Source organism: Sinomonas cyclohexanicum (genome assembly GCF_020886775.1).
GTDB lineage: Bacteria > Actinomycetota > Actinomycetes > Actinomycetales > Micrococcaceae > Sinomonas > Sinomonas cyclohexanicum.
The window spans coordinates 1,478,266-1,503,653 of record NZ_AP024525.1 but is presented as its reverse complement, the minus strand read 5'-3'; the positions used below and the strand labels follow the sequence as shown (position 1 = coordinate 1,503,653).

35 protein-coding genes are annotated in these 25,388 nt (G+C 69.0%); 34 read left to right on the top strand and 1 reads right to left on the bottom strand.

The genetic code is table 11. The features are described from left to right. Nucleotides 1-27: 27 nt before the first annotated feature. The gene (locus SCMU_RS07005; RefSeq protein ID WP_229232296.1) at nucleotides 28-249 is read right to left on the bottom strand and encodes a hypothetical protein; all 222 of its coding nucleotides are present in this window, start codon (nucleotides 247-249) and stop codon (nucleotides 28-30) included. Between the two features lie 392 nt (nucleotides 250-641). Between SCMU_RS07005 and SCMU_RS07000 the strand changes: the two genes are divergently transcribed. The 34 genes from SCMU_RS07000 (at nucleotide 642) to SCMU_RS06830 (ending at nucleotide 25,385) form a co-directional block, all read left to right on the top strand. Next, nucleotides 642-941: a hypothetical protein gene (locus SCMU_RS07000; RefSeq protein ID WP_229232295.1), complete on the top strand. Its 300-nt coding sequence runs from the start codon at nucleotides 642-644 to the stop codon at nucleotides 939-941. A 4-nt stretch (nucleotides 942-945) separates the two neighbouring features. Further along, nucleotides 946-1,110 (top strand): hypothetical protein, encoded by a 165-nt coding sequence (locus SCMU_RS06995; RefSeq protein WP_229232294.1) that lies wholly within the window; start codon nucleotides 946-948, stop codon nucleotides 1,108-1,110. Next, on the top strand, nucleotides 1,107-1,337 hold the full coding sequence (locus tag SCMU_RS06990; RefSeq protein ID WP_229232293.1) for a hypothetical protein: 231 nt from the start codon (nucleotides 1,107-1,109) through the stop codon (nucleotides 1,335-1,337). Before SCMU_RS06995 ends, SCMU_RS06990 begins: the two co-directional genes overlap by 4 nt. A gap of 120 nt (nucleotides 1,338-1,457) precedes the next feature. Beyond that, nucleotides 1,458-1,685, top strand: a complete 228-nt coding sequence (locus tag SCMU_RS06985; protein WP_229232292.1) for a hypothetical protein — start codon at nucleotides 1,458-1,460, stop codon at nucleotides 1,683-1,685. Next, nucleotides 1,682-1,855: a hypothetical protein gene (locus SCMU_RS06980; RefSeq protein ID WP_229232291.1), complete on the top strand. Its 174-nt coding sequence runs from the start codon at nucleotides 1,682-1,684 to the stop codon at nucleotides 1,853-1,855. The genes SCMU_RS06985 and SCMU_RS06980 overlap by 4 nt, the downstream gene beginning before the upstream one ends. Then, nucleotides 1,852-2,337, top strand: coding sequence for a hypothetical protein (locus SCMU_RS06975; protein ID WP_229232290.1), 486 nt, complete (start codon nucleotides 1,852-1,854; stop codon nucleotides 2,335-2,337). The genes SCMU_RS06980 and SCMU_RS06975 overlap by 4 nt, the downstream gene beginning before the upstream one ends. 112 nt (nucleotides 2,338-2,449) lie before the next feature. Then, nucleotides 2,450-2,968 (top strand): hypothetical protein, encoded by a 519-nt coding sequence (locus tag SCMU_RS06970; RefSeq protein ID WP_229232289.1) that lies wholly within the window; start codon nucleotides 2,450-2,452, stop codon nucleotides 2,966-2,968. Nucleotides 2,969-2,990: 22 nt separating this feature from the next. Beyond that, nucleotides 2,991-3,248 carry a hypothetical protein gene (locus tag SCMU_RS06965; RefSeq protein WP_229232288.1) on the top strand — a complete coding sequence of 86 codons (258 nt, stop codon included), beginning with the start codon at nucleotides 2,991-2,993 and terminating at the stop codon, nucleotides 3,246-3,248. Nucleotides 3,249-3,285: 37 nt separating this feature from the next. After that, nucleotides 3,286-3,738, top strand: a complete 453-nt coding sequence (locus SCMU_RS06960; protein WP_229232287.1) for a hypothetical protein — start codon at nucleotides 3,286-3,288, stop codon at nucleotides 3,736-3,738. Between the two features lie 143 nt (nucleotides 3,739-3,881). Beyond that, nucleotides 3,882-4,220 carry a hypothetical protein gene (locus SCMU_RS06955; RefSeq protein ID WP_229232286.1) on the top strand — a complete coding sequence of 113 codons (339 nt, stop codon included), beginning with the start codon at nucleotides 3,882-3,884 and terminating at the stop codon, nucleotides 4,218-4,220. Then, entirely contained in the window at nucleotides 4,213-4,344 is a 132-nt protein-coding gene (locus SCMU_RS20725) for a hypothetical protein (RefSeq protein WP_274602936.1), read from the top strand. The genes SCMU_RS06955 and SCMU_RS20725 overlap by 8 nt, the downstream gene beginning before the upstream one ends. Further along, complete coding sequence (locus SCMU_RS06950; protein ID WP_229232285.1) at nucleotides 4,341-4,487, top strand: hypothetical protein; 147 nt, start codon at nucleotides 4,341-4,343, stop codon at nucleotides 4,485-4,487. The genes SCMU_RS20725 and SCMU_RS06950 overlap by 4 nt, the downstream gene beginning before the upstream one ends. Beyond that, complete coding sequence (locus SCMU_RS06945; protein ID WP_229232284.1) at nucleotides 4,484-5,074, top strand: sigma-70 RNA polymerase sigma factor region 4 domain-containing protein; 591 nt, start codon at nucleotides 4,484-4,486, stop codon at nucleotides 5,072-5,074. Before SCMU_RS06950 ends, SCMU_RS06945 begins: the two co-directional genes overlap by 4 nt. A 311-nt stretch (nucleotides 5,075-5,385) precedes the next feature. Then, complete coding sequence (gene terL / locus SCMU_RS06940) at nucleotides 5,386-6,897, top strand: phage terminase large subunit (protein WP_229232283.1); 1,512 nt, start codon at nucleotides 5,386-5,388, stop codon at nucleotides 6,895-6,897. Nucleotides 6,898-6,901: 4 nt separating this feature from the next. After that, nucleotides 6,902-9,787 carry a phage portal protein gene (locus SCMU_RS20720; protein WP_274602935.1) on the top strand — a complete coding sequence of 962 codons (2,886 nt, stop codon included), beginning with the start codon at nucleotides 6,902-6,904 and terminating at the stop codon, nucleotides 9,785-9,787. Between the two features lie 9 nt (nucleotides 9,788-9,796). Then, nucleotides 9,797-10,180 (top strand): XkdF-like putative serine protease domain-containing protein, encoded by a 384-nt coding sequence (locus tag SCMU_RS06920; protein WP_229232282.1) that lies wholly within the window; start codon nucleotides 9,797-9,799, stop codon nucleotides 10,178-10,180. Beyond that, nucleotides 10,177-10,347 (top strand): hypothetical protein, encoded by a 171-nt coding sequence (locus SCMU_RS06915; RefSeq protein ID WP_229232281.1) that lies wholly within the window; start codon nucleotides 10,177-10,179, stop codon nucleotides 10,345-10,347. The genes SCMU_RS06920 and SCMU_RS06915 overlap by 4 nt, the downstream gene beginning before the upstream one ends. Further along, nucleotides 10,340-11,908, top strand: coding sequence for a hypothetical protein (locus SCMU_RS06910; RefSeq protein WP_229232280.1), 1,569 nt, complete (start codon nucleotides 10,340-10,342; stop codon nucleotides 11,906-11,908). The genes SCMU_RS06915 and SCMU_RS06910 overlap by 8 nt, the downstream gene beginning before the upstream one ends. A gap of 94 nt (nucleotides 11,909-12,002) precedes the next feature. Beyond that, a complete protein-coding gene (locus SCMU_RS06905) occupies nucleotides 12,003-13,460 on the top strand; it encodes a hypothetical protein (RefSeq protein ID WP_229232279.1) in 1,458 nt (485 codons plus the stop codon). 14 nt (nucleotides 13,461-13,474) lie between these two features. Continuing rightward, complete coding sequence (locus SCMU_RS06900) at nucleotides 13,475-13,963, top strand: hypothetical protein (RefSeq protein WP_229232278.1); 489 nt, start codon at nucleotides 13,475-13,477, stop codon at nucleotides 13,961-13,963. A gap of 3 nt (nucleotides 13,964-13,966) precedes the next feature. Continuing rightward, a complete protein-coding gene (locus tag SCMU_RS06895) occupies nucleotides 13,967-14,878 on the top strand; it encodes a hypothetical protein (protein ID WP_229232277.1) in 912 nt (303 codons plus the stop codon). A 12-nt stretch (nucleotides 14,879-14,890) separates the two neighbouring features. Then, nucleotides 14,891-15,388, top strand: coding sequence for a hypothetical protein (locus SCMU_RS06890; RefSeq protein ID WP_229232276.1), 498 nt, complete (start codon nucleotides 14,891-14,893; stop codon nucleotides 15,386-15,388). Nucleotides 15,389-15,473: 85 nt separating this feature from the next. Beyond that, nucleotides 15,474-15,719: a hypothetical protein gene (locus SCMU_RS06885; RefSeq protein WP_229232275.1), complete on the top strand. Its 246-nt coding sequence runs from the start codon at nucleotides 15,474-15,476 to the stop codon at nucleotides 15,717-15,719. A 10-nt stretch (nucleotides 15,720-15,729) separates the two neighbouring features. Further along, entirely contained in the window at nucleotides 15,730-16,023 is a 294-nt protein-coding gene (locus SCMU_RS06880) for a hypothetical protein (protein WP_229232274.1), read from the top strand. 6 nt (nucleotides 16,024-16,029) lie between these two features. Further along, nucleotides 16,030-17,025 (top strand): phage tail tube protein, encoded by a 996-nt coding sequence (locus tag SCMU_RS06875; protein WP_229232273.1) that lies wholly within the window; start codon nucleotides 16,030-16,032, stop codon nucleotides 17,023-17,025. A gap of 10 nt (nucleotides 17,026-17,035) precedes the next feature. Beyond that, a complete protein-coding gene (locus SCMU_RS06870) occupies nucleotides 17,036-17,569 on the top strand; it encodes a hypothetical protein (protein WP_229232272.1) in 534 nt (177 codons plus the stop codon). Next, nucleotides 17,566-17,724 carry a hypothetical protein gene (locus SCMU_RS06865; protein ID WP_229232271.1) on the top strand — a complete coding sequence of 53 codons (159 nt, stop codon included), beginning with the start codon at nucleotides 17,566-17,568 and terminating at the stop codon, nucleotides 17,722-17,724. The genes SCMU_RS06870 and SCMU_RS06865 overlap by 4 nt, the downstream gene beginning before the upstream one ends. Continuing rightward, complete coding sequence (locus SCMU_RS06860; RefSeq protein WP_229232270.1) at nucleotides 17,724-18,149, top strand: hypothetical protein; 426 nt, start codon at nucleotides 17,724-17,726, stop codon at nucleotides 18,147-18,149. Before SCMU_RS06865 ends, SCMU_RS06860 begins: the two co-directional genes overlap by 1 nt. A 15-nt stretch (nucleotides 18,150-18,164) precedes the next feature. Beyond that, a complete protein-coding gene (locus tag SCMU_RS06855; RefSeq protein WP_229232269.1) occupies nucleotides 18,165-21,728 on the top strand; it encodes a phage tail tape measure protein in 3,564 nt (1,187 codons plus the stop codon). Nucleotides 21,729-21,737: 9 nt separating this feature from the next. Next, nucleotides 21,738-22,343 (top strand): hypothetical protein, encoded by a 606-nt coding sequence (locus SCMU_RS06850; protein ID WP_229233129.1) that lies wholly within the window; start codon nucleotides 21,738-21,740, stop codon nucleotides 22,341-22,343. Beyond that, nucleotides 22,238-22,663, top strand: coding sequence for a phage distal tail protein (locus SCMU_RS20965; RefSeq protein ID WP_229232956.1), 426 nt, complete (start codon nucleotides 22,238-22,240; stop codon nucleotides 22,661-22,663). The genes SCMU_RS06850 and SCMU_RS20965 overlap by 106 nt, the downstream gene beginning before the upstream one ends. A 10-nt stretch (nucleotides 22,664-22,673) precedes the next feature. After that, a complete protein-coding gene (locus tag SCMU_RS06840; RefSeq protein ID WP_229232268.1) occupies nucleotides 22,674-23,786 on the top strand; it encodes a type 2 periplasmic-binding domain-containing protein in 1,113 nt (370 codons plus the stop codon). A gap of 9 nt (nucleotides 23,787-23,795) precedes the next feature. Beyond that, nucleotides 23,796-24,434: a hypothetical protein gene (locus SCMU_RS06835; protein WP_229232267.1), complete on the top strand. Its 639-nt coding sequence runs from the start codon at nucleotides 23,796-23,798 to the stop codon at nucleotides 24,432-24,434. A gap of 24 nt (nucleotides 24,435-24,458) precedes the next feature. Continuing rightward, nucleotides 24,459-25,385, top strand: coding sequence for a hypothetical protein (locus tag SCMU_RS06830; RefSeq protein WP_229232266.1), 927 nt, complete (start codon nucleotides 24,459-24,461; stop codon nucleotides 25,383-25,385). Nucleotides 25,386-25,388: the final 3 nt, after the last annotated feature.

The window sequence follows — 25,388 nt, the reverse complement described above, 5'->3', positions numbered from 1 at the left end:
GCTGGGCCCCCGCACGGTGTCTGGTGGTCAGAATCGGATGCCTACCCGGGAGGTGAGGGTCGCGAGGTTTGAGCGGGTCACGTAGTCCTGATCGGCTGCCTTGTGCCAGACCTTGCGGTTGACGACCTTGGTCCGCTGCCAGTTCCAGATGACTTCGAGCTGGAAGTACTCGCCGCTCGGGGCCGTGTAGCGGGTGATGTCGACCGTCTCCATGACGCTCTCGATGCTCCCGCTCTGGAATCCGCCCATTGTTCTCGTCTCCTTGTGTTGTTCTTTCCTTCTGTATCTATGGTAACGCCACTAGGTGGTAGGTGTCTAGTGGTCCACCCAAGAAACTGTGATTGGCCACACACCATGTGAGGCCTACCATAGAACCATGGGCCACCAAACACCACACACCGCACCAACCAACGAGTGCGCCAACTGCGGGCAGCCCATCACCACCGTCACACTCGCCGGCATCACCGTCTGGACCCACAACATCCGCTACGGCGACACCTACTGCCCCTACAAGGCCGGGACCAAAGGCCGCCGCGCCACACCAAACACCACACACACAACCACCCAACACCCACTAGACACCTAACCCCACCCCGCGTTACCGTAGACGCAACCGCAGCAACCCACCCGAGGAGCACACCATGACCTTCACCGCCATCTACCGGCAAGCCACCCACGGCACCCCAGACATCGCCATCCTCGCCACACGCAACACGGACCTCACCGAGGCCATGGCCGACGTGGAGGCCCAGCAGGAACCCGGCGACGGGACCGTCACCGTCATCGCCACCACCCGTGTCCGGGCACTCCTCGACAAGGCCCAGACCAGCTTGGAGGCCCTCCGGGCGCTGGACCCGGCGAAGTTCGGGAAGTCCCGGAACTTCCTCTTCAACGACCCCGTGCTGGGCACCGTGTCCGTCACGTGGACGGAAAGGGACTAAGACCATGAGCGACATTGCCATCTACTTCTGGGCCGCGCTCATCACGGCGGTCATCGGGATCTGGTCAGAGGACAGGCGGTGGCTCTGGACCGCAGCACTCATCACCGTGGCCGGCGCCGTGGACGTCACCCTGAACATCGTGACCGTGAAGGCGGCGCTGGGACTGTGAGCAAGCAGGAGAGCAAGGACGAGCTCGTGCAGCTCCACGTGAACATGAACCAGCGAACCGCCGCCGAGTTGGAGTACCTGAAGACCCTGCAAGGCGTCTCGTACACGGAGGTGATCCGGCGCGCCGTCGGGCTGATGAAGTTCCTCGAAGACGAGCAGCGAAGTGGTCGCCAGATTATCACGATGACCCGGCGCGAGACCGAATGGCGGGAGCTGATCCTGCTGTGACCGAGTTGGAGCAGTTGGCGGAGTCGCTCGCGTGCGCGGTCCTCGACGGGGACCACGGCGCCGCGTCACAACTCGCCCAAACCTACCGGGCACGGGCACGCCGAGCACAGGAGACCGGCGATGAATGACGCCATGCCGGGCAATCCGCACTACGGCGCGGACGCCCCCGATTACGCCGCAACGACAGACGGGCGCGAGGTGACGGCCGCAATCTTGGCCCTCGCCTACGAGCAGCGCACGGCGAACCTGATCGCATTCCTCGGAGACGGCATGTTCAGCGAAGCGAGTCTCATCCACAAGGAGATCGTCAAGCGCCTAGGGCTCAATGAATGGGCGGTGGAGACGTGAGCAATGGCGCCTTCACGGCCTCCGAGGCCCGCCACCTGGCCGAACCTGACGACCGGTGCGACCGGTGCGGGGAACCCACCGACGGGTCCGCACTCTGCTGGCACCACGCCGAAGAGCAGTACGAGGCCGAACTACAGGCCACCGAAGGCAACGAGGAGCACATGTCATGACCACCATCAAGAGCACACTCAGGGGCTCGCGCGCCCAACTTGTCATCAATGAGTCCGACCCCGCCGACAAGCTCGCGGTTGGAGAAACGTCGCTCATGGTGATCACGGGGACGGGTGCTGGGCATTTGGTACACGTACCCACCGCCGACCTTGCCGCCGCGCTGGGCCTCGTCACACGGGAGGCGCACCGCGAGCAGGTGGCGGCTGTGCAGAAGGAGCGTGACGAGTGGAAGGGCCGCGCCGAGGAGGCTGAGGCGACTATCGCACGCATCAAGGCCCGCGTTGACGCCAGCCCTTCGCAGTGGATCAAGCACGAACTCCAGGCGTGCCTCGACAACCGCAAGTCAGTCATCCTCACGGCCACCATCGAAGGACTGAGGGTCGGCAACGCCTCGTTCATAAAGGGCACCCTCGCGAGCATCCAGACCGCCGATGCCGACCGGCTCATCAGCGCCGGGCTCGCGAAGGAGGCCGACCAGTGACCCGGGCCGAGACGCTCGCCGGGCTCACGGAAGCCATCGTCATCGTCGGGTCTGCTGCGGCCCTAGCGCTCAGTGGCTATCTGATCGGAGTCGGCGCTGGATGGTGGTCTTGGTGAGCCGCGTGGACGACATCCGGGCACGCCTCGCCGCAGCCCCCCGTGGTCCATGGGTGCACTACTCGGACGGGCATTGCTGTGACCGTGAATGCATCGAGTATGGCGGCGACGACGGATACGAGATAGGCGACATCGGCATCCACAATGTCGGCATTCCGTGGAGCGCAGGCCAGCTGATCGCCAACGCGCCCGCTGACCTCGCCTACCTGTTGGCCGAGCTGGACAAGGCGCGGGAGACCAACACACGCCTGAACCTCCGCTGCACCAAGGCCGAGGCGTTCGTCGGCAAGACGGTGGACGAGCTCCGCGCCGAGCCCGGACATGCCGGGTTCGGCAGGGCGCTCGCGAATTGGGCGGCCGCAGACGCGCACCGGAAGCTGGACGAGATGAAGGCCGAACTGGACAAGGCACGGGCAGGGCAGACCGAGGCGTGGGACGAAGGGCGGCACTTCGGACAGACCCACGACCACGCCTACCCGAACGACAACCCCTACCGGGGGACCCCCGATGCCTGACCGTCGGCCGTTGGTGTTGACCGTGTACGACCTTGACGCGTTCCCGCACCTTGTCGCGAAGGCGCGTGGGGCGGGACGTGCCAAGCGCCTCACGGACGCCGAACTCGCCGCCGAGTACCACTCCCAATGCGTCGACGAACGCATGGCGCTCGCCCCGCCCCGCTATGGCGGGTGCTCATGTCACAGCGCGAAGGACTACGCCCGCATTGAGCAGATCGCACTAACGCTATGGCGTTTCGCGACGCACCCGCACTACGACGAAAGGAGCACGGATGCCTAAGCACCGGCTCGACACCCGCCCCGTAAGGAGACCCAGCATGTTCCGTAAGCTTGCCGCCGCCGCTGTGACGGCCGCGTCCCTGGCCCTCACCCTCACCCCCGCCGCGCACGCGGCGGACGGGCAGACGTGGGAGTCCCCGTGGCTGAAGAAGGTCTACGAGCTCGGCTACCAGCCGGTCCCGGACCCGCCCTACGACCCCGTCACGGTGACCCCGGAGGTCCCGTGGGTTGGGTATGACCCGGCGGCGGGGTGCGACCTGTTCGGAGTGCGCCCGAACCCGTCCGGCCCGGCCGCCGCCCAGCAGACGTACACCGAGTACGACCGTGTCCCGTACAGCACGGACGGGACCGTGGCGTGGAAGGTCGTGGACCGGCTGACCGACCCGGTCCACACACGGTTCGTGGACCCGCTCCCGGCCGGGTGGGTGCGCTCCGGTGACATCGACCCGGGCACCATCTACTACTACGCCCCGTACAAGGGGTCGTGCTGACATGGGCGGTGGTCTGGTGGTGTGCCGGCACTGCCCGCGGCAGTGGGCGTACGGGGAAGGGTTGCGGCGGGCCGCGGAGTGGTACCTGTACCTGCACGTGCGCCGTGCCCACCCGGAGGCGGTGGTGCACCGTGACCGGTGACGTGCTGGACACTATCACCCCGGAGCAGTGGGCGGCCCTCGCGGCCGCCGCGCGGCGGGACGCGGCCCGCCTCCCGGCGGAGGCTGTGGGGAACTTCATGTACACGGTCGCGGCGGACGCGACCGGGGCGCGGTACTGGTTCGAGGCCCGTGCGGAGCGGGCCGTGGCGGCCCGGGCCCTGCACCTCGCCCACGCCGCGGGGGTGTACGACAACCGCACCGCCGGGCCCGACCAGACGCTGCGGGAACAGCTCACCGCACTGGGGACGGCGCATGACCCGTTGGACATGGCGGCCCGGTTCGTCGGGCCGCAGTTCGTGGAGGAGGCCAGGAATGGGTGACCGTGCCCGTGTCCTGATCGCCGCCGCCGGGTGCCTCGCGTTGGGTGCGGCCGTCGGTGGGGCGGTCCTGACCGGCTGGTACCTGACCGTCATGCGCCGCAACTGTGGAGGAGGGACCCGATGAGTGAGCCCGTGTACATGATGCTGCACACGCCGGCGGCGGTCGCCATGGAGGTGGAGGCCATCGCCGCACTCACCGCCAGTATCGGTGCGATCGAGGCGGAGGAGTGGGCCGCCGCAAGGGTCGACTGGCAGGCCACCAGGTGACGTCGCGTAACCCGCCGCCGAACGCGCACGGGGCCGCGACCCCCGAGAACATCGAACGCGCCCACAAGGCCCGCCAGATCCTCGAACTCCGCACCATGGGCTGGACCCTCACCCAGATCGGCGACCATGTCGGCCTGTCCCCGGCGTCGGTGTCGAAGCACATACGCCGCGCCATCGAACAGATCCCCATGGAGGAAGCCCACCACCTCGTCGCACTGGAGCTCGACCGGCTCGACCGGATGCAACTCGAAGCGGACACCCTCATGGCCGACTCGAAGAACCCATACGTGAAGCTCAAGGCCATGGAGATCCTCATCCGGGTCATGGAGCGGCGGGCCCGGTACCTGCCCCTGGAGGACACGGAGCGGCGGCAACTGGAGGCCATGCGCGCCTCGTTGACGGCGGAGCAGGGAGCCCTGGTGGCGGCGGTCATGAACCGTGTCGCGGGGCGCCTGAACCTCACCCCGGAGCAGCGGGACGCGTTCCCCCGGCTCGCCGCCGAGGAGATCCGCCGTGTCGCCGCGGACACGGCGCAGGCCGCCATTCAGGGCGAACTCGTCGACGACGGGGAGGCCGGGGGGTCGTGACTTCGCACCCGGACGAGGGCGAGTACCGGTGGTCGGTGTACCGGCACGGTGACGTGTGGGTGTCGTCCCCGCCCATGCACCACGGCGGCGGGTGCCTGCCGAGGGACTGTGACACGTTCGCGGAGGCCATCACGGACGCAGACCGGCGCGCCCGCCTCTTCACCCTCCCAAACACGGCACACAAGGGTGGTGCTTGACATTTGGGGTAACGCTTGAAAGTATGAATGTAGTCACGATGGGAGTCCTGTAGGGGGCTCCCATGTTCTTTGTGTGGGGCCGACCAGTGATCGGGGGCAGGAGGCGCGCCCGCCGTGTCCGTGGCCGACTTCCTCAACGCCGCCGCCGGCATGTTCGAAACCCCACCCGCCCTGTACCCCACACCCGGGGCCCTCGCCAGTGCGCAGAACCCCGGCACCGTGCAGACCCCCGCACTCGACCTCATCGACGCCGCCCTCGTCGACGCGTTCAACACCCCCGACGCGCGGCTCATCATCAACATGGCTCCCCAAGAGGGCAAAACCCAGCGCGCCGCCAAAGACTTCCCCCTCTGGTGCCTCACCCAGAACCCCGACCTCCGCGTCATCATCGCCTCCCACAACTCCGACCTCGCCGAAGACACCGGCAAGGAAATCCGCGACCGCATCACCCGGGACAACGGACTCGGCATCCAAGTCGCCCGCGGCTCCTCATCCGTGAAGAAATGGGACATCGCCGGCCACAGGGGCGGCGTGTTCTCCGTGGGCATGCTCGGCGGATCCGCCGGACACCCAGCCGACGTCCTCATCATCGACGACCCCCACCGCAACCGGTCCGACGCGATGTCCGTGACCATGCGGGAGAAGATCTGGAACGCGTGGACCGCGGACTTCGGTGCCCGCCTCGCCCCCGGCGCCCCCGTCGTCGTGATGATGACACGCTGGCACGAGGACGACCTCGTCGGCCGCCTGCTGGAACGCAACGCCGAGGCCGGGTGGCGGGTCCTAAACATCCCCGCCCAGTGCGAAACCGACGACGACATCCTCGGCCGCTCCCCCGGCGAGTTCATGGTGTCCTCCCGTGGCCGCACCCCCGAACAGTGGCGGCTCCGGCAGTTGCAGGCCGGGTCCGTGAACTGGAACGCCCAATACCAGGGCCACCCCTCATCCGCTGAGGGCGGCCTGTTCAAGCGGGCATGGTGGCGGCTCCACGACACGCCCCTCCACATCGTGCAAGACGACGGGTCCTGCCACGTGCCCGGCGACGGGCTCCTCATCCAGTCGTGGGACATGGCATTCAAGGGCACCACTGGGTCGGACTATGTCGTCGGTCAGGTGTGGCTCCAACGCGGCGCCGACGTGTACCTCCTCGACCAGTACCGCAGGCAGGCCACGTTCACCGAGTCGAAAGCCGCCCTGACCGCCATGTGCGTGAAGTGGCCGCAGGCCTCCACCGTCCTCGTGGAGGACAAGGCCAACGGGACCGCCGTCATCGACTCGTTGAAGGGAACCGTCCCCGGGATCATCCCCGTCACCCCGCACGAGTCGAAAGAGGCCCGCGCGGCGGCGGTGTCCCCATTCGTGGAGGCCGGCAACGTGCACCTCCCCCTCCACGCCGCATTCACGGACGGCCTCATCGAGGAGGCCGCGGGCTTCCCCACGGCGACCCACGACGACCAGGTCGACGCCCTCACACAGGCACTCAACCGGCTCCTCCTCCGCGGCGGGCAGGGCTCAGCGTTCCTCACCGCATGGAAACGCACCGCCGAACAGCAGGGCATCACCGTCCCCAACCACGCCCGCAACTGGCGCGACCGCATCCCGAACCGCACACAAGGAAGGGCGTGAACGCTTGGGCCTGTTCGACGGTATCCGGACCGCGTTTAACACCACCTTCCGCCCCGGTGGCCTGACCCTCCCCGAACCCATCTCCGACGCCTACGCGCAGCAGGGCATGGACAGTTCGTTGGCCCTCGGCCCGGGCCAGCCCCTCACCCCCGTCCGCGGCTACTCCGGCCAGCCCCGGGCCATGGACTACCCGGCCGCCGTCAACATCGGCTACCGGAACCGTCAGGCGTGGGGCCGTACCTCCTACGAGGTACTCCGTGAGCTCCTCCGCTCCTACGACATCGCCACGATCTGCAAGAACCACAAGATCGACGAGCTGCGGTCCATGGAGCCCCTGTTCACCGCGCAGGAGGGCTTCAACGGGGACGCGGACGCGGCGATCCGTGCGGCCCGCCGTGCACTGGAGTTCCCCGACCGGGAGAACCCGTGGGACCAGTGGCTCGCGATGTGGATGGAGAACATCCTCACGTTCGACGCGGGCCCCCTGTACCGTCGCCGCAACTACAACGGTGACGTGATCGGCCTTGAGGTCGTCGACGGTGCCACCGTGTACCCGCTCGTGGACGGCAGGGGCCGCCGCCCGGGCCCGCCCGCCGTCGCGTACCAGCAGATCATCAAGGGCGAAGTGTCGCAGCAGTTCACGTCCGAGGATCTCCTGTTCACGACGTTCCGGAAGCAGCAGGACTCCCCGTACGGGATGGCGCCGCTGGAATCCATCGTCGTGAACATGTCCACGGACCTGAAGCACCAGTGGCACCTCCTCCAGATGTTCACCGAAGGGTCCATCCCGGGCGGGTTCATGGAGGCCCCACCGGACACGTCGTCCCCGGACCAGGTCGCGGAGTGGCAGGACTACTGGGATTCCATGTTCATGGGTGACCAGTCCATCCTCCACAAGCTCGTGATCGTGCCGAACTCGGCGAAGTTCACGGCGACGGCCCCGGACAAGTTCGACCCCCTCTTCCCGGAGTGGCTGGCGAAGAAGACGGCCATGTCGTTCGGTGTGGTCCCCCAGGATCTCGGGTTCACCGCTGATGTGAACCGGGCGAATGGTGAGACGCAGACGGACATCCAGTTCCGGGTGAACACGCTCCCGTGGGTGCGGTTCGTGGAGCGGCACATGTCCAGGTATTTGCAGCATGACCTTGGCCTGCCGGTTGAGTTCAAGCTGAACACGGGCCGTGACACGGAGGACCGTCTCGCTGAGGCGCAGGCGTGGAAGATCTACGTGGACACGGGCATCGCGTCGGTGGACGAGGCGCGTGAGGAGCTCCTGGGTCTGCCGGTGGACAATGAGCGGCCGATTCCGAGGTTCTACGCGACGACCCGTCAGGGCCTCATCCCGTTCAATGAACTGTTGGCGATCGCGGGCAAGTCGGATGCGGAGACGAAGGCCCCGGCTGTGGACGCGGACCTCCCGTACCCGTCGGATGCGACCCCGGGGCTGTTCCCGGACAAACTGCCGGGGAACCCGGACTTCAAGCGCGCCCCCCAGGACCCGGACGACCCGGCGCACCCGGAGACGGAGCACCCGCACCCCGCCCAGCCGGTCCCCGCCACGCCGGCGGCGAAGGAAGCCCAGACCGCCCCCACGGTCGCGGGCCTCGCCGTCGTCGCCGACGACACGGGCCGTGTCCTCCTGCTCCAGCGGGCCCTCACCGACGGGGACCCCGCCGCGGGCCGGTGGGAACTCCCCGGCGGCCACATCGAAGGCCGCGAGACCCCGTTCGCGGCCGCATGCCGTGAATGGTCCGAGGAGACAGGGCTGGAGCTCCCCCCCGGCCGCGAGGCCGGGTCGTGGCAGTCGGGCATCTATGCCGGGTTCGTGTGGCTCATCGGCTCCGAGACTGACCTGCCGATCAACCTGTCCGAGGGGCGCGTCCAGAACCCGGACGACCCGGGCGGGGACCAGATCGAGACGTGCGCATGGTGGGAGCCCGCAGACGTGCCCGGCATGGGTGCGCTCCGGTTCGAGGCCGCCGCGAACCCGTGGGACATGATCGCCGCCGCCGCGTCGGGTGATGCGGCGGCCGCGCGCCGTGCCGAGTTGGCGAAGTTCGCGGCGTTCACGAAGGCGCGGCACAGGTCGGGCCGGTGGCGTGACTTCGACTTCCGCCACCACACCCCCACCGAGGCCGCAGCCCTGAACAAGGCTGCCCGGGACGCGGGTGGTTCCCCAAAAGGTGACTGGCGGGCCACCCCGCCCAACCCCACCGCCTACCACCGCATTGACCTGACCCTCACGGACTACTGGGCGCCGAGGGTCGCGGACGCGATCCGCAACGGGGCAGACCCGGACCTGATCGCCGCGGCCGCCCACGCCGGCGCGTGGGACACGAACGGGGCCACCCTCACCGGTGACGCCCTCGCCCAAGTCCTGGCCGCCATGTGGGCCGACGCCGCCAACGCGGGCACCCTCGCCGCCGCCGCGGACACCGGACAGGACCCGAACAGCCTCGACGGGTGGAAACCCGGGGCACTCGAAGGCCCACCCACCGGGGCCGTGTGGCTTGAAGCCATGAACCGGGCCGGGACCACGATCAAGGGCATCGACGACACCACCCTGACCCGTATCGGGGCCATCGTGGAGGACGCCGTGACCCGTGGCCTCACCGTGGACAGCACCGCCAACCTCATCGACGCGTTCCTCGGGGACGCCGCCCGGGCGGAGCTCATCGCCCACACCGAGATAGCGCGCCTCGCGACCGCCGCGGGGATGGCCGCGTACCGGTCCTACGGGGTCACCCAATGGGACTGGGTCGTCAGTGCCGGGGCGTGCCCGGTCTGCCTCGACGGGGCATCCCGCAACCCCTACCCCATGTCCGAGCAGGGACTCATCCCCGCGCACCCGCGCTGCCGGTGCGCCGCATCCCCCCACGCACCCCACTAAGGAGGACCCGTGGACGGCGACACACCCCAACGTTACGTTTTGGGCGTCGCGTATCAGGCGGGCCCCGACCCGCGGATCGTGACCGGCGCGGACGGGTCCCGTGACTGCTTCACCCCGGAGGAGCTGGAGCGGGCCGCGTGGGCGTTCATGCAGGGCCCCCGCGACATTGGCCTGTTCCACGAGGACGGCACCGAGGGGCACGCGGACGTCGTGGAGTCGTACATCTACCGCGGCCCCGACTGGGACCTCGGGGACGGGGTCGTGATCCGGGCCGGGGACTGGCTGATCGGCTGCATACTCGACGGCCCCGCGTGGGCCCTCTACCAGTCCGGTGACATCACCGGGTTCTCACCGCAGGGGCAGGCCAAGCGCCGCCAGAGGAGCACCGAATGAAGTCGTCCCCCGTACCGGTCACATGCCCCGTCTGCGGCGTGACCGTCCACATGTTCACGGCGATCACCCTCGGCGACCGAACCCCGGACGGGTCCGCTGTCACGGCGAAACTCCACGCCGACCCCGAGCCCTTCATGGCCCACATCAGGGAGGCCCACCATGACTGACCATGCACCGGATGAAATGACGGAGCTGTACGACGCGGACATCGACCGGGTCGACCTCGTCGGGCGGGCCGCGAACGGGCACCGGTTCCTGATCGCCAAGTCCGGGGGCGGCATGGTCCCGGCCGGCACGGTCCGGGACCTCATCAAACGCGACATCCCGGCCAAGGAACGCGACTCGCTCCCCGACTCGGACTTCGCCGGCCCCGACCGGTCATTCCCCATCGCCGAACCCGAAGACGTCGCCGCAGCCGCCCACTCCCTCGGACGGGCCAAGGGCGACCGTGACGCCATCAAAGCCAAGATCATCTCCATCGCCCACCGGAAGGGGGCCAGTTTCGTGGCACAGCTCCCCGACACGTGGAAGGAGGGCGACGTGGCCAAGGCCGACGCCCCCACAGACCTGACCGAGCCCCTCGCCGTCGAAGGCACACCCATCACCCCCGGGGACCGGGACTGGGAAGCCACCGACGCGGCCACCGCCCGGAAGTGGATCGCGGTCCTCACCCGTGCGAAGCACGCCGTGGACCTCCTCACCACCCGGGAGCAGATCGAGGCCGCCGCCGGCGACCCGGACGACTTCTGGGACGCCCTCGACCTCTCCGAGGCGTGCTGCGCGATCGACCACGCCATCGGTGTCCTCGCCGTGTACGCGGCGGGGGAGGACGGGGAGGTCATGGCCGCCGACGACGCGGCCGTCCTGAAGGCAGCCGCCGCCATCGACCCGGACGTGCTGGCGACCATCGAGGGCCTCGCCCCGGTCGTGAAGACCGGCCGGGCCCTGCCCGCACCCGACGGGACCGCCCTGAAGGACGCCGCCACCGCGGTCGCCGGGACCCTCGCCGCACTCCCCCATGCACCACAACCCACCACCCAAGTTGAGAAGGAGACACCCGTGGCCGAGCAGCAGACCCCTGAGACCCCGGCCGCGGAGGCCGAAACCCTGACGAAGGCGGACACCCTGACCGCCGTGTACGACGCCGCCGGGCACCTCATCGGCGTTGTCGCACCCGACAGCATCACCCCCGTGGAACCCGGCCCCACCGCCGAGGATACGGCCGAGGACACCGACGAGGACGAACCCGTGGAGGACGCCGCAGCAGACGCCCCCGCCGACGGGGACGAAACCGAACGCACCATCCCCGGAACCCAGACCGTCCAGTCGCCCGTAGAGAAGGGCACTGGCCCCGTCGTCACCGAGACGGCCACCACCACGGACATCGCCGCCGTGCTCAAAGAACTCCTCACCCCCCTCGCGGAGCAGATCGCCAAGTCGGCGGATCTGGCGGAAACGGTGCAGGCGTTGCAGGAGCGTGTCGAGAAGTTCGGGGCACTGCCGGACGACCGCCGATCCCCCCTCCTCAACGGGGCAACCGGCACACCCGGCCTCGCGGAACGCGATCCCGCAACGGATCCCCACGCCGACCTCCGCAAGGCCGCAGCAGAGGCACGCACCCAGTCCGACGTGATCAAGACCCACAAGGATCTTGCCCTCGCCCAACTGAAGGACGCCCTCACCGGCGGCGGCACGGCCCACTTCAACAACGTGGCCGACCGCTTCTAGCACCCCCAACCCACTCAGCACCGCACACCCGGCCCCCAGCCCGCACAGGGCCGCGGGGCCGCACGGGTGTGCCCGCACACACGGAAGCAGAGAAATGAACCTCGACCAGGTAGGCCAGGAAGCACTGGCCCAGATCAAGAAGGCATCCACGTCCGGCATGCTCACGGCCACAGGCCTCCAGGGCATCGACCTCATGGGGATCATCCAGAACATCCCCGTCCCGGCCTCGTGGTACAACATGCTCGCGCAGACGACCCCCGACGAGGGCGGCCCGTTCGCGATCTGGCGTGTCATGACGAACATCAACAACCAGCAGCTCAACCCGGCCACGGCGTTCGACTCCGCGGCCCCGCTGCACAAGGACAACCTGATCACGGTGTCCGTTCCGTACCAGAAGCTCGGCTACGGGTACACGGTCACGAAGGACGCTGTGGCGCTCGCCCGCGGGTTCGACGACGCCCACGCCCGTGAGGTGTTCTCCACGATGGGGCAGTACAAGATCGGTGCGGACCGGGTCTCGCTCGGTGGGCAGAACTTCGCCCTCAACACCCCCGGGACCCCCTCGGTGGCGCAGTCGGACACTGGCGGCAGCATCGCCGCGTCGGCCGCGGTCAACGTCAAGGTCGCGGCCCGCACGGCCACGAACTACTACTACGGTGGTTCGACCGTGGCGTCCGCGCAGGGCTCGGTGACGACCTCCACGGTCGCCGCCGCGACCCACTCGGCCACCGCCACGGTGGCCGCGGTCCCCGGTGCCGTCGCGTACGACTGGTTCGTCGCAGGGTTCTACTACACGACCACGATCGTGAACAAGGTCACGATCACGTCGATCCCGACCGCGAACCAGGCCGTCCCCACCCTCCCGAACCTGTCCACCGTGGCCCCCACGTCGGTCCCCGCGTCGGACTCCTCGGCGAACCCGAACGAGTTCAACGGTCTCCTCGCGACCCTCGCCGGCGACTACAACGCCGCCGCGAACGGCAACGGCCTCGTCACCCACGGGACGGGCAGCCCCTCCGGTGCCGTGTTCACGTCCCTCGACGGTGCCGCGTTCACCGGCTCCGGGCAGAACATCAACGAGCTCGACGCCCTCAACGACGCCATCTACCAGGCGACGTTCCTGTCCCCGGACGCGTACATGTGCTCGTCGAAGGACGCGGCTGCACTGTCGAAGCTGATCCTCAGCTCCGGCACGCAGAACACGTACTTCACGCCCGGCGCCGATGGGCGCTCGGACGTGACCGCGGGCGGGTTCATCGGGCACTACGTGAACAAGTCCGCCGGTGGTGTGCCGGTGCGTATCGAGGTCCACCCGAACATGGTCCCGGGCACCCTGATCGCCCGCACCGACCGGGTGAACTTCCCGAACGCGGGCTACTCGAACGTGTTCGAGCTGCGGAACCTCGACACGCTCCAGGACTTCCAGTACGGTGCGGCGCGCACCGCTGGTGTCGGCGGTGGCCCGCGTTGGGACGGTGAAGTCTACTCGTCCTCGGCGCTGATCAACCGTGCACCGGCCGCGCAGGCCGTCCTGTACAACATCCAGTCCTAGCAGTGGATTCGGTGGTGTCCCGGGTGCGTGTCGTTGTGCCGTTCACACGGCTGGACGACCGCACCCGGGAACGCCTCGACCAGCACGCGCCCGGCTGGGTCGGGTACGAACTCGACCCGGCCCGGCCGGACGCGTACCACCACCTCCTCGCCGAACAGTGGGACGACCACGGCACGGATCTGGTCACGGTGGAGCACGACATCGGCATCCACGCCGGGGTCCTGCCCGGGTTCGACCAGTGTCCGGAGCCGTGGTGCGCGCACGCCTACCCCATCGGGGCGCAACTGCTCCCCTGCCTCGGCTGCACACGGTTCCGTGCCGGGCTCAAGCGGGCCTTCCCCGACCTGTTCACCCAACTGGCGAGGGACTACCGGGACGGGTCACCGCCGATGGACTGGCGGCGCCTCGACGTGCGCCTCGCCGGGGAACTCCAGTGCCGCGGCTGGGCCGTCCACGTCCACCAGCCACCAGTGGAGCACTACCACGAGTACCCGGAGGTGTGACGGATGACCGGCATGGCTGTGAACCCGACCGCCCCCACGTACCCGACCCGGTCCCCGTACGTGTCCACGTGGGAGTTCCAGAACGCCCCGACCGGTGTGGACGCGTCCCAGCTTGTCCCGAGCGGGTCGCCCCAGCAGCAGGCCGCCGCGTTGGTGCTCCAGCTCGCCCGTGCGTCGGCCGTGGCGGACAACCTGTGCCAGAAGGTACTCGCCGCCACACTGGACACCCAGCACGGCCGGTACCGGATCATCCCCGACGGGTGGCTCGGCCCCACCGTCCGTGTCCCACTGGACTACACCCCGATCGTGGGGGTGACCGCCGTGTCGTGGGGGTGGGTCCCCGGGTCCCTGACCGCGGTCGCGGACCTGTCCACCGTGGACATCGGCAAGAAGTCCGTGACCGTCCCGTTCCAGCCCCCGAACACGACCACCACGTGGGCCCCGTCCGCCGTGTGGCGGTCAGGGCACGCGTACGTGTCCGTGCAGTACGTGAACGGGTGGGCGAACACGGCCCTCACCGGTGCGCCCACCGGCGCGAACCTGCCGGTGCAGAACCCGCTCGGGATCGTGCCGGGGCAGCAGCTCGTCCTCGCGGACAAGACCCAGTCCGAGTACGTCACCGTCGCGGACACGTGGGTGGCGACCGGTTCCACGGCCCCCGCCACGGTCCCCCTGACGGCGGCACCGGCCGGGACGTACACGGTCGGGGACACGTGCACCGCCCTCCCGCAGGACATCAAGCAGGCCGTGATCCTGATCGCCAAGGCAATGATCAAGACCCAGGCGTCCCAGTCGTACACGATCCCTGTCCTCGGCGGGGAGCCGGCGCACCCGGCCGGGCTCCTCGGCCCCGGCGTCTCGTCCGACTATGACGCGGCCATGGAACTCCTCGCCCCCTACCGGCGAACCAACTAGCAGGAGGCCAGTGTGTCGTTCGCGTCGGTGAACAGTGCAGTGCACACGTGGCTGTCCGGGAACGTGGCCGGGCTGACCACCCTGTACCCGGCCGTCCCGTACTGGATGCTCGGGGACCAGTGGCAGGCCAACAGTGTGCCCGGGACCCCCGCGTACCTGCACATCACCGACATGTCGGAGTCGCGCATCACAGTCCCGGCCCTGCCGAGGGCGGGCGGGCAGAAGCAGCGCGACTACCAGTTCCTCCTCGTGATGCTGTACCAGTACCTCATCCCGCCCGGGTCCACCACGGACCGGTCCGACTGGGTCAACGGGCAGCTCGCCCTCCTCGACGCGGCCGTGGCACGGCTGGAAGCGGACCCGTCGATGGGCGGGACCGTGTTCGAGGCCGCGAACCAGCACGACGGGATCAAGACCCACCGTGACGGGCCGGTCCTCGACGCGACCGGGGGGAAGCTCATGGCCTGGTGCCATGTGGAGTTCACCGTGACCGAGATCGTGCAGGCCTGACATGGCGGCACGGCGCACCGCGGCAAAGACCGCACGGAGGGCACGGAAGGGCCGCCCGGTCCGGGTGCGGGTGCGGATGGCGCCAATGCTGCACGCCCGGTCCAAGCACGCACGCCGCGACCGCCGCAAACCCAACACCCTCCACCGGGCCCGCCGCAAGGCGGTCGTCCACCGGCACCACTACCGGCGCATCGGAATCATCGACAAGAACACCCGGGCCCGCCGCAAGACCGTCCGCGCTCAGAGCGCGAAGGCCGTGAAGGCCGCCCCGAAGTGGTCGGTCAACAGGCCCGCACCCATCACCCCCGCCTCGTACCTCCAGATGTTCTAGGGAGAACCCCATGCCCGTGTACCGGTACACCGCAGCGTTCCCGCGCCACCTCCACGGCCTGACCCATGGGGTCAACGCCCACCACGCACCCGCCGACGGGCACGACCCGGCGTGGGGCGGGACGGTGACCGCCGACACGGGTGACGTGATCAGCACCGTGGACCCGTACCCGCACCCCGACCTCGCCGAGCTCGACGACGAGGACGCCAGCGCCGACGACGCCAGCCCCGCCGACGAGGGCGACGAGGACGACACCGAAGACCCCGAACAAGACACCCACCACACCGAAACCGAGCAGGAGTAGTCCGCCATGACGACCACCTTCATCCCCGGCGCCCTCCAATGGCTCGGGATCGCCAAGGAAACCACCTACGGCACCCCCGTCGCCGCACCCACCATCTGGGTCCCCGTCGACACCCCCCTCTGGAAGCCCATCCCCCAGCAGCTCAAGGACAACGCCCTCCGCGGCCTCATGGGCACCACCTACCAGCAGGTCCAGGGCGTCCGCCACGACGAGATCACGTACAAGACGTACATCTACGCCGACTCGATCTTCTCCCACCTCCTCGCCGCACTCGGCGGCACGGACACCGTCACCGGCACCGTCGCCCCGTACACGCACAAGGCGTCCCTGTACAACACCACCGACGCGACCCACAACGCCCAGCCCACCTCGTGGACCGTGTTCCTGTACCAGGGCGACGGGAAGGTCGTGCAGATGCCGGGCGCGATCATCTCCGACATCAAGGTCACCATCAAGGCCGACAACGCGCTCCCCACCGTTGATGTCACGTGGATGGGCATGCCGTCCACGTTCATCACCGCCCCCACGTCCACCCCGACCGCCCTCGCACCCATGCCCGCGTACACGGCCGCCGTGACGATCGGCGGCACCGCGAACACCGAGTACACGGACGTCACGTTGGACATCAAGCGCACCACGACCGCGATCCCGGTCCTGAACGGCACCCAGAACCCCCTCGCGATCGGCGGGTTCAACCTCAACGTCACCGGCACCATCAACGGCGTCTACCAGGGCACCACGGACGTGAACCTGACCGACCTCCTCGCGAACACGCACCCGGCCCTCTCGGTGTCCCTGTTCGGGGCCGGGGACTCCACGCACCCGCTCACGTTCCAGATGTCCAGTGTCGCGTTCGACACGGTCAACCCCACCGGGTCGCCCACCTCATACATGCCCATCTCGGGGAACTTCGAGGCCCTCATGAACCCGACGGACGCTCTGGACTCCAAGCAGTCCCCCATCCAGGTCCAGATCGCCAACACCCAGTCCACACCGTTCTAAGGAAGATTCCTTGCCGCGTATTGAGGTCCCCGGCGGTCACGCCGACCTGTACACGAAGGCCGAGCTCACCCCTCGCCGCCAGATCCCCGTCCGGGCCGTCATGACCCGGGCCGGGGACCTGATCGCGAAGGTCATGCTCGCCCGCACCGTGGTCTCCCCCACCGGGGAGACGGAGGAGACCCCGGGCCTGCCCGACACGACGATCCACCTGTCGCAGGCGGAGGCGGAACTCCTTGAGGAGGTCAACCTCGCCGTCGCGTGGGCGTACCTGAAGGGCTGGGACCTGCCCATCCCCCTGCCGGCCACGTACAACGACTTCCTCGACATCCCCGCCGACGTGGCCACGGCGATACAGGCGGAGGTCGCGAAGCTCAACGCCGGGCCGTCCGTGGCCGAGTCGTTCGACCCGTCACCGGAGACCCTCCAGGACGGCGGGTCTTTTACTGGGGGCTCCGGAACTACGAGCAGTGGCTCCGGGGCGTCCGCGGGTTCGAGGAAATCAACCCGGCCACGCAAGAAATCCTCCGCGCCCGCGCATGGATGACCAGCCACGGCGGCACATGGCAGGACTACCTCGACACCCCCGAGTCCGTGATCGAGGCGTTCGCCCGCCTCGACGCCGTGGACCGGCGTGTGAGGCAGCCCGCCCGGGCCCTCGGCAACACCAGTAGCGGGCACGAGATACCGGAGATCCAGTGATGGGCGCGTTCCTCGAAATGGGCATGCTGGGCGTCTCGGAGTTCCGTGCCGCCGTCGCGGCGATGGACGCGGCCATCAGTGCCGGGTCCCGGGAGATCGTGTCCCTCGCCGCGGCCCGGGTCATCACGGACGCCCAATCCAACTTCGTCGGGTCCCACCGCAAGGGCGCCCCCCATGTGGGCGGCGACAGACCCAACGTCGTGTCCGGGACACTGCGCCGCTCCATCCGGGGCGACGGGATGCGGATGGACGCCCTCGGGTCGTGGACCACACGGGTGGGCCCGCAGACCGTGTACGCGCGGGCCATCGAGCTCGGCAACCCGCACTCCCATTCCGGCGCGTACCCGTACTTCGGGCCCGCCGTCCTGAAGAACCGGGGCCTCATCACTGCCATCGCCATCGGCGCATGGTCCAAAGCCATCTGAGAGCCGGGGTGTAGCGTGGCTGGTTTCCTTCCCCCGGTGCTGGTGGAGCTGCGTGCGAATGGTGCGCAGGCGATCGCTGAGATGGGCCGCGTGCAGGCGGCCATGACCGCGACGGCCGCGTCCGCCGAGGCGCAGTCGGCCCGTGAGGCCGCCGCCGCTAGGGCGGCGGCCGCGCAGGCCGCCACGCTCGCGCAGGAGAAGAAGGCCGCGTACGAGTCGGCCGCGGCCGCGCAGGTCGCCGCCGCGAAGGAGGGCGAGGACGCTCAGATCGCCGCGACCGAGCGGACCAAGCTCGCGCAGGCCGAGTACGCGGCCGCCGCGCAGGCGTCCGCGCAGGCCGACGCCCGGGCTGTGGAGGCCATGGCCGCCGCCCACGAAACCTCCTCGGCCCGGGTGTCGCGGGCGTGGTCCACGGTGAAGAACACCGCGAACATGGTCGCCACGTTCACCCTCGCGGGGGCGGCGATCATCGGTGCCGCGTCGATCAAGATGGCCGCAGACTTCCAACGCGAGACCGAGCTCCTCGTCACCGCCGGCGGGGAGTCCCAGTCCGCACTGGAGTCGGTGCGGTCGGGGATCCTGAACATCGCCACCAGCACCGGGACGGCGACGTCCCAGCTCGCGGCGGGCATGTACGTGATGGAGAAGGCCGGGTACCGGGGCGCCGACGGGCTCAAGGTGCTCCAGGCGGCGGCGGAGGGCGCGAAGGCCGAGAACGTGGACCTCGCGACCATGACGCAGGCCGTCACGGACATCCTCCTCGACTACGGCAAGGGCGCCGACCAGGCCGTGTCCGTGACGAACGGGCTCGTGGCGGCGTCGGGTGCGGCGAAGACCACGATGCAGGACTTCGCGGCGTCCATGTCGCAGATCATCCCGACCGCCGCGAACGCGGGCCTGTCCTTCGCGCAGGTCGGCGGCGCGTTGGCGACGATGACGCAGCACGGCGAGTCCGCGCAGCAGTCCGCGCAGAACCTCTCCAACCTCCTGTTCCAGTTGGAGAAGCCCTCCAACGTGGCGTCCCACGCCCTCCAGCAGATGGGCATCGACGTGACTGCCCTGTCGCAGAACCTCGGGGACGAGGGCGGCGGCATCGGCCTCCTCGGCTCGCTGCAGAGGATCGACGCGCAGATCAAGGCGCACATGGGCCCCGACGGGCAGGTCGTGCAGGACGCCATGAAGAACTCCGCGTCCGCCACGGCCGATCTCCAGACCATCATTGCGAAGATGCCCCCGAAGCTCGCCGAACTGTCCCGCGGGTTCCTCGACGGGTCCGTGTCGCAGATGGAGTACCAGAAGGGCTTCAAGTCCATGGGCGGCTCCGCGGACGCCCTCGGGAACCAGTTCCTCTCCCTGTCCAAGTCCACGTTGGGCGTGAACGACATCATCAAGTCGGGCAACCCGGCCATGCAGACCTACGTGGCCGCGTGGAACAAGGCGGCTGGCGGGATGACGGGCGCCCGGACGGCCCTGATGCTCCTGATGAAGGACCCGCAGTCCGGCCTGACGGCGTTTGAAGAGAACATCAAGAGGATCACGGCGGCGGAGGACCAGAACGGGCAGCACATCGCCACGTGGGCGCAGACCCAGTCCCTGTTCACCACCCAGTTGGACATGACGGTCCAGTCGGCGGAGAAGCTCGGCATCGAGCTCGGCTCGAAGCTCCTCCCAGCGGCGCAGGGCGCCCTGTCCGGGATCGCGGACCTGTTCCACGGGTTCGAGGAGGGCAACCCGGTCCTGTGGGGCACGGTCGCGGTGCTGGGCGCTGTGACGGCCGCCGTGGTGGGTGCGAAGATCGTCGGCGGGCTCGTGTCGATCTCGAAGTCCATGATCGCGTTGGGCGCGTCGGCGGCGACGGGCACGTCGCAGTTCATCGCCGGGTTCCGCTCCGCGGACGCCGCCGCGTCCACGTTCACCGGCCGGATGGGCACACTCGGCGGCGCACTCCGCGGCATGCTCCCCACCCTCGCCCGGCTCGGGACGGCGGCCGCCGTCGCCGGGGTCGCGTTCCAGACCCTCAACGCCGCCCAGAACGCCTTCGGCACCAACAACGTCGGCCCCTCACTGGAGCAGGCCACCAACGCCATGCTCCAATTCGGCAACGCAACCGACGGGGTCAACAGCCTGTTCCAGAAGTGGGAATCCGGGCCCATGAAGTCCGCCCCCACCGACGTGCACAACCTCAACGACGCCATCGGGTACCTCAACGACGGGTTCGCGCAGACCGGCGACGGGATCACGAAGTTCGCCGGGGCCATCACCGGTGTCTTCGGGGTCAAGCTCACCTCCGGCATGGACCAGGTCAAGCAACGCTTCGACCAGATCGGCCAGTCGCTGGGGCAGATGGTGCAGGGCGGGTCCATGCAGGCCGCCGCGCAGGGCTTCGACCAGATCGCCGAGGCGTTCACGAAGCAGGGCAAGACCGCGCAGGACGCCCTGAACACGATGCCCGCGTACCGGGACGCGCTCCTGTCGCAGGCGCAGGCCGCCGGGGTGTCCCTGTCGCAGGAGGAGCTCCTTGAGTTCGCGATGGGCCGCATCCCGCAGAAGATGCAGGAGGCGGCGAAGTCCACGGGCGATTTCGTGGACGCGGCGGGACGGATCCGGCCCATCACCCCCGACCTGAAGAAGTCCCTCGACGACGCGGGCGTGTCCGCGGACGGGCTCGTCACCGACCTCGGGAAGGTCGTTGACGGCATGTCCGCCGCCGGGATGGCGACCGTGTCCACCCGTGACGCCACCTCCCGGTTCTACCAGGCCGTGAACGACGCGAAGACCGCCACCGCGGACCTCGCGAAGCAGGGTGTGGACCTTTCCGGTGCGCTGAACCAGCAGCACACGGACTTCGACCTGACGACCGCCGCCGGTCAGGCACTCAACGCCAAGTTCGAGGACGTGAAGAACAGCGGCCTGACCATGGCGAAGTCGTTCGCGGGGGACGGTGTCAACGCGCAGAAGGAAGTGCAGGGCGCACTCCAGCAGACGTACGACAACCTCGTGACCTCGGCGCACGGGATGGGCATCACGGGGGGCGCGGCCGACGACCTCGCGCGCCGCATCCTCGGCATCCCCACCGGTGTGACCACGCAGGCGTGGCTGAACGACTACGCGTCCTCGAAGGCCGCGGAGATCACGAACGCGATCAACGCGATCCCGACCTCGCACCTGACCACGGTCACGATCGCGTACACGGAGACCGGGAACCCGGGCACCGCAGGGGCGGGTGTGGTCCACGCGAACGCGGCGGGCGGGTACCAGGCCTTCGCCGGGGGCGGCGCGGTGGGGGTGTACCCGTACGGGGGCATGCTCACCGGCCCCGGCACGGGCATCTCCGACTCGATGCTGATCCGCGCCTCGAACGGGGAGTTCGTGACCCGTGAGGCCATGGTCCAGAAGTACGGGATCGAGACGTTCACGGCCCTGAACAACGGGTCCGCACCTGTGGCCGCGGTCCACGCCGCCATCAGCGGCCGCCCGGTGGGTGGGGGCGGGCAGACCGTGAACGTGTACGCGACCACCAACGCATCCCCCGACGATATCGCCCGAGCGGTCGGCTGGACGCTCCGGACCCTCAACTAGGAGGCCCCCGTGCCCCTCGGCAACTACCAGGTCGTCCTACCCAACGGGACCATCGTCGGGGCCGGCACCACCGTGAACCTCACCGCCATCCGGGGCCTACGGTCCCTCATCAACACCCGCACCGGTGACGTGCCCAAGGCCCAGCAGGACGGGGCGTTCCCCGGGTACAACCTCCTCGGCGTGAGGGTCGTGCAGATCGACTGGCTCGTGTTCAACCCGGCAGTGAACACCGAATCCGCGATGGCGAACCTCACCGCCGGGTGGCAGAACGTCAAGGACCCCACCACCGTGGTCCTCCGTGTCGGGGACTGGCTCCGCCAGCAGGCCAACATCGGCCCCACCCTGCCCGTCTCCAGCCTCCAGATCCAGCTACCCGGCCGGGCCTACCCGATCCTCGTGTTCGGGCGCCCCACGAAGCTCGACACCCCCGTGGACCTGAACTTCCAGTACGGCAACGTCACCGCCCCTCCGAGTTCACCTGCACCGACGCCCTCATCTACGACGCCGTCATCACGTCCGCGTCGTGCGGGCTCCAGAACCCCACCAGCGGCGGCACGTTCCCCGCCACGTTCAACTACACCTTCGGGGCATCCTCGGGCGGGTCCATCACCCTGAACAACACCGGCCTCTACAACACGCCCCCGTACCTCGTCGTCAAGGGCCCCTGCCAGAACCCGGCCATCACGAACAACGGCACCGGGCAGTACATCCGCCTCAACACCACCCTCACCGGGGCGGACACCCTCGCGATCGACACCCAGTCCGGGACCGTGACCCTGAACGGGACCGCGAACCGGAACAACATCGTCGACCCGACCTCCACGTTCTTCACCCTCCCGCCCGGGCCCACGTCGCTCCAGTTCTCCTCGTCGGACTCCGCCGCCGTCACGGGGACCCTGACCGGGTACATCGTGCCCGCCTACTCCACCATCTAAGGGGGCCGGTGTGGCGCCCGTGACGATCACCGTGTGGGACTTCAACACCAACACGTTCCTCACCCACCTGCCCTACGCGGACGCCCAGTACGCGGTACGCCTCAACGACGCCGGCGAGTGCACGATCACCATCGACCTCGCGGACACGGCCACCCACGGGCCCGTGACCGTGATCCAGTCCCTCAACGGGGCACCCTTCAAAGTCCTGTTCAGCCAGGGCCCCATCATCCTCCACGCCGCGTTCATCTACCGGGTGGAGATGAGCTCGGACACGTTCGCGGTCAAGCTGACCGGCGCGGCACTGACCTCGGCCCTGACCCTCGTCACGAACGAGGTCGCCGGCATCGGTGTCGGGGCGCCGCTCGTGACGGACCCGGTCACCGTGATCGAGAAAATCCTTGACGGGGCACAGACGACCCTGCCCCTGTACATCACGCACCGCCGCCAGGTGCAGGGCCTCCCCGCCGCGGCGACGTGGACGTACTCGAAGGACGCCACCGCCGGGCAGATCCTCGCCGACGCGACCGCCGCCGTGACCCCCGGCACGGGCGGGGTCGACTGGACCATCGAGAACAGCCTCGTCGGGGACCGCCCATCACACACCATGGTCATCTGGACCCCCCGCGCCGGGACCGACTACCACACGTCGGGCTGGTCCGTGGACCTGACCCGGGCCGCCGCGTGGCAGTGGAACACGGACGCGCAGCGCATGACCACGAAGGTCGTCGCCGTCGGGTCAGGTGCCGGTTCCAACGCGGCGATCCGGTCCGTGGCGGCCACCACGAAGGCCACCGGCGGCCTCGGGCAGCTCCCCGTGTTCACCGGCGTGTACCAGTTCTCGCAGGTCAACGACCAGGGCCGCCTCGACGCCATCTCGCACGGCCTGATCAGCCTGTTCGGCGGCCCCGTCGCCGCCCCCACGATCACCCTCCCCATCGACTACCCGACCCTGCCGCTCGGGGCGGCGGCCATCGGCGACGACGTGCGCCTCACCGCCCCCGTGTGCCCGTGGTTCCCCCTCGGCCTGAACCAGTGGTGGCGGGCCGTCGCCTACTCCGTGAACATCCCCGCGCAGGGTGTGGCCACCGTGCAGTGGACCTTCAACACCCCACCCGCCTACTAGGAGGCCCCCGTGCCCAAACCGATCCTCGGCCCCGGCCACGACCTACAGGACCGGCTCAAGGGCATCGAATCCGTGCAGGGCTCCGCCGCCGCGACCATCCCACCGTATGTGGAGTCCACCTCGGGCCCGTATGTGGCGGCGTCGTGGATGGTCCTCCCCGGCGGCCCAGTGGCGGGCGGCATCGGGTCGGCGGGGCAGGTCTGCGAATGGTACCCCGTGTATGTGCCGATCGCGGTCGTCATCCAGAAGGTCACCGTGAACGTGGCCGTCGCACAGGCCGGGTGGACCGGCCTGCGGCTCGCCTACTACTCCGGGTCGTTGGCCGGGTTCCAGTTGGGCTACGAGTTCGGGACCGTGCCCGTGTCCAGCACCGGGCTGAAGAGCATCACGCTGCCCAGCATCACCGTCCCCAAGGGGTGGATGTGGATCGCGGCGAAGCTGGAGGGCTCCGGGACCACCGCACCCACCATGTCCCGCGCGACGGCGTACGTGCCGCCCACCCCGGTCCTCGGCGTGTCCCTGCCGCACCCTGACCTGTCCGTGTTCGGGCACACCGCCTCGGTGGCGGACGGGCCCTTCCCGGCCACCATCCTGCCCGGCTCGATCCTGAACAGCTACCCCCTCTCGGTCGCCATCCAAGTCCACTGACACCACCGCCCGTAGGAGGCCCCTGTGGCTATTTCCGCTGTGCCCTTCGTCCTCCAGAACGGCTCCCACCCGGCCGCCCTGTTCCGGCAGGCCCTCTCCTCCCTCCTGCCCAACGGGTCCAACCTCGTCGAGTCGTCGGACTTCTCCACCACCCAGACCGGCACACCCTCCATGGCCGTCGTCGTCAACCCGGGCCGGGCGTGGGTGCAGGGCAACAACGTCACCAACATCACCGGCACCGACTTCTCCACGCAGGGCCTGTACTTCGTCCTCAACGACGGGCCCGTGACCCTCACCGTCGCCGCGTCGAACCCCACGAACCCGCGCATCGACGTCGTGTGCATCACGATCAACGACTCGTTCTACTCCGGGTCCACGAACAACGCCGTCCTCCAGGTCATCACCGGCACGCCGGCGCCCAGCCCCGCGGTCCCGGCGATCCCCGCGAACTCGATTGACATCGCCCACGTGGCCGTGGCCGCGAACGCCTCGTCGATCACGAACGCGAACATCACCCAGACCGTGAACCCGTCCCTGAACAACTTCGGCGCCCTCTCCCACGCGTCGTGGACGTGCTCCCACTCGGGCACCTCCGGGGCGCAGCTCCTCGCCGGGACCATGACCCTCGACACCGCCAACTCGGTCCTCCCCACGGGGATCACGTCCCCCGCCTCGGGGACGATCCAGCTCGCCAACGTCGGGATCTACTGCATGTCGTGGATGGCGAACTTCCCCGCCGTGTCCGGGACCGGGTCGTACATGCAGATCCAGAACACCGCCGGGACCGTCCAGTACGCCGCAGACGACCTCGTCGGCGGGTCCACCCAGAAGAGCATCGACGTCCCGAACCTGTACATCCCGACCGCGAACACGCAGATCCAGTTCGTGTACTCCCTCGGCTACTCGTCCGCGTCCGTGTCCTCCACCATCCGCGTCACCCGCATCCGCTAAGGA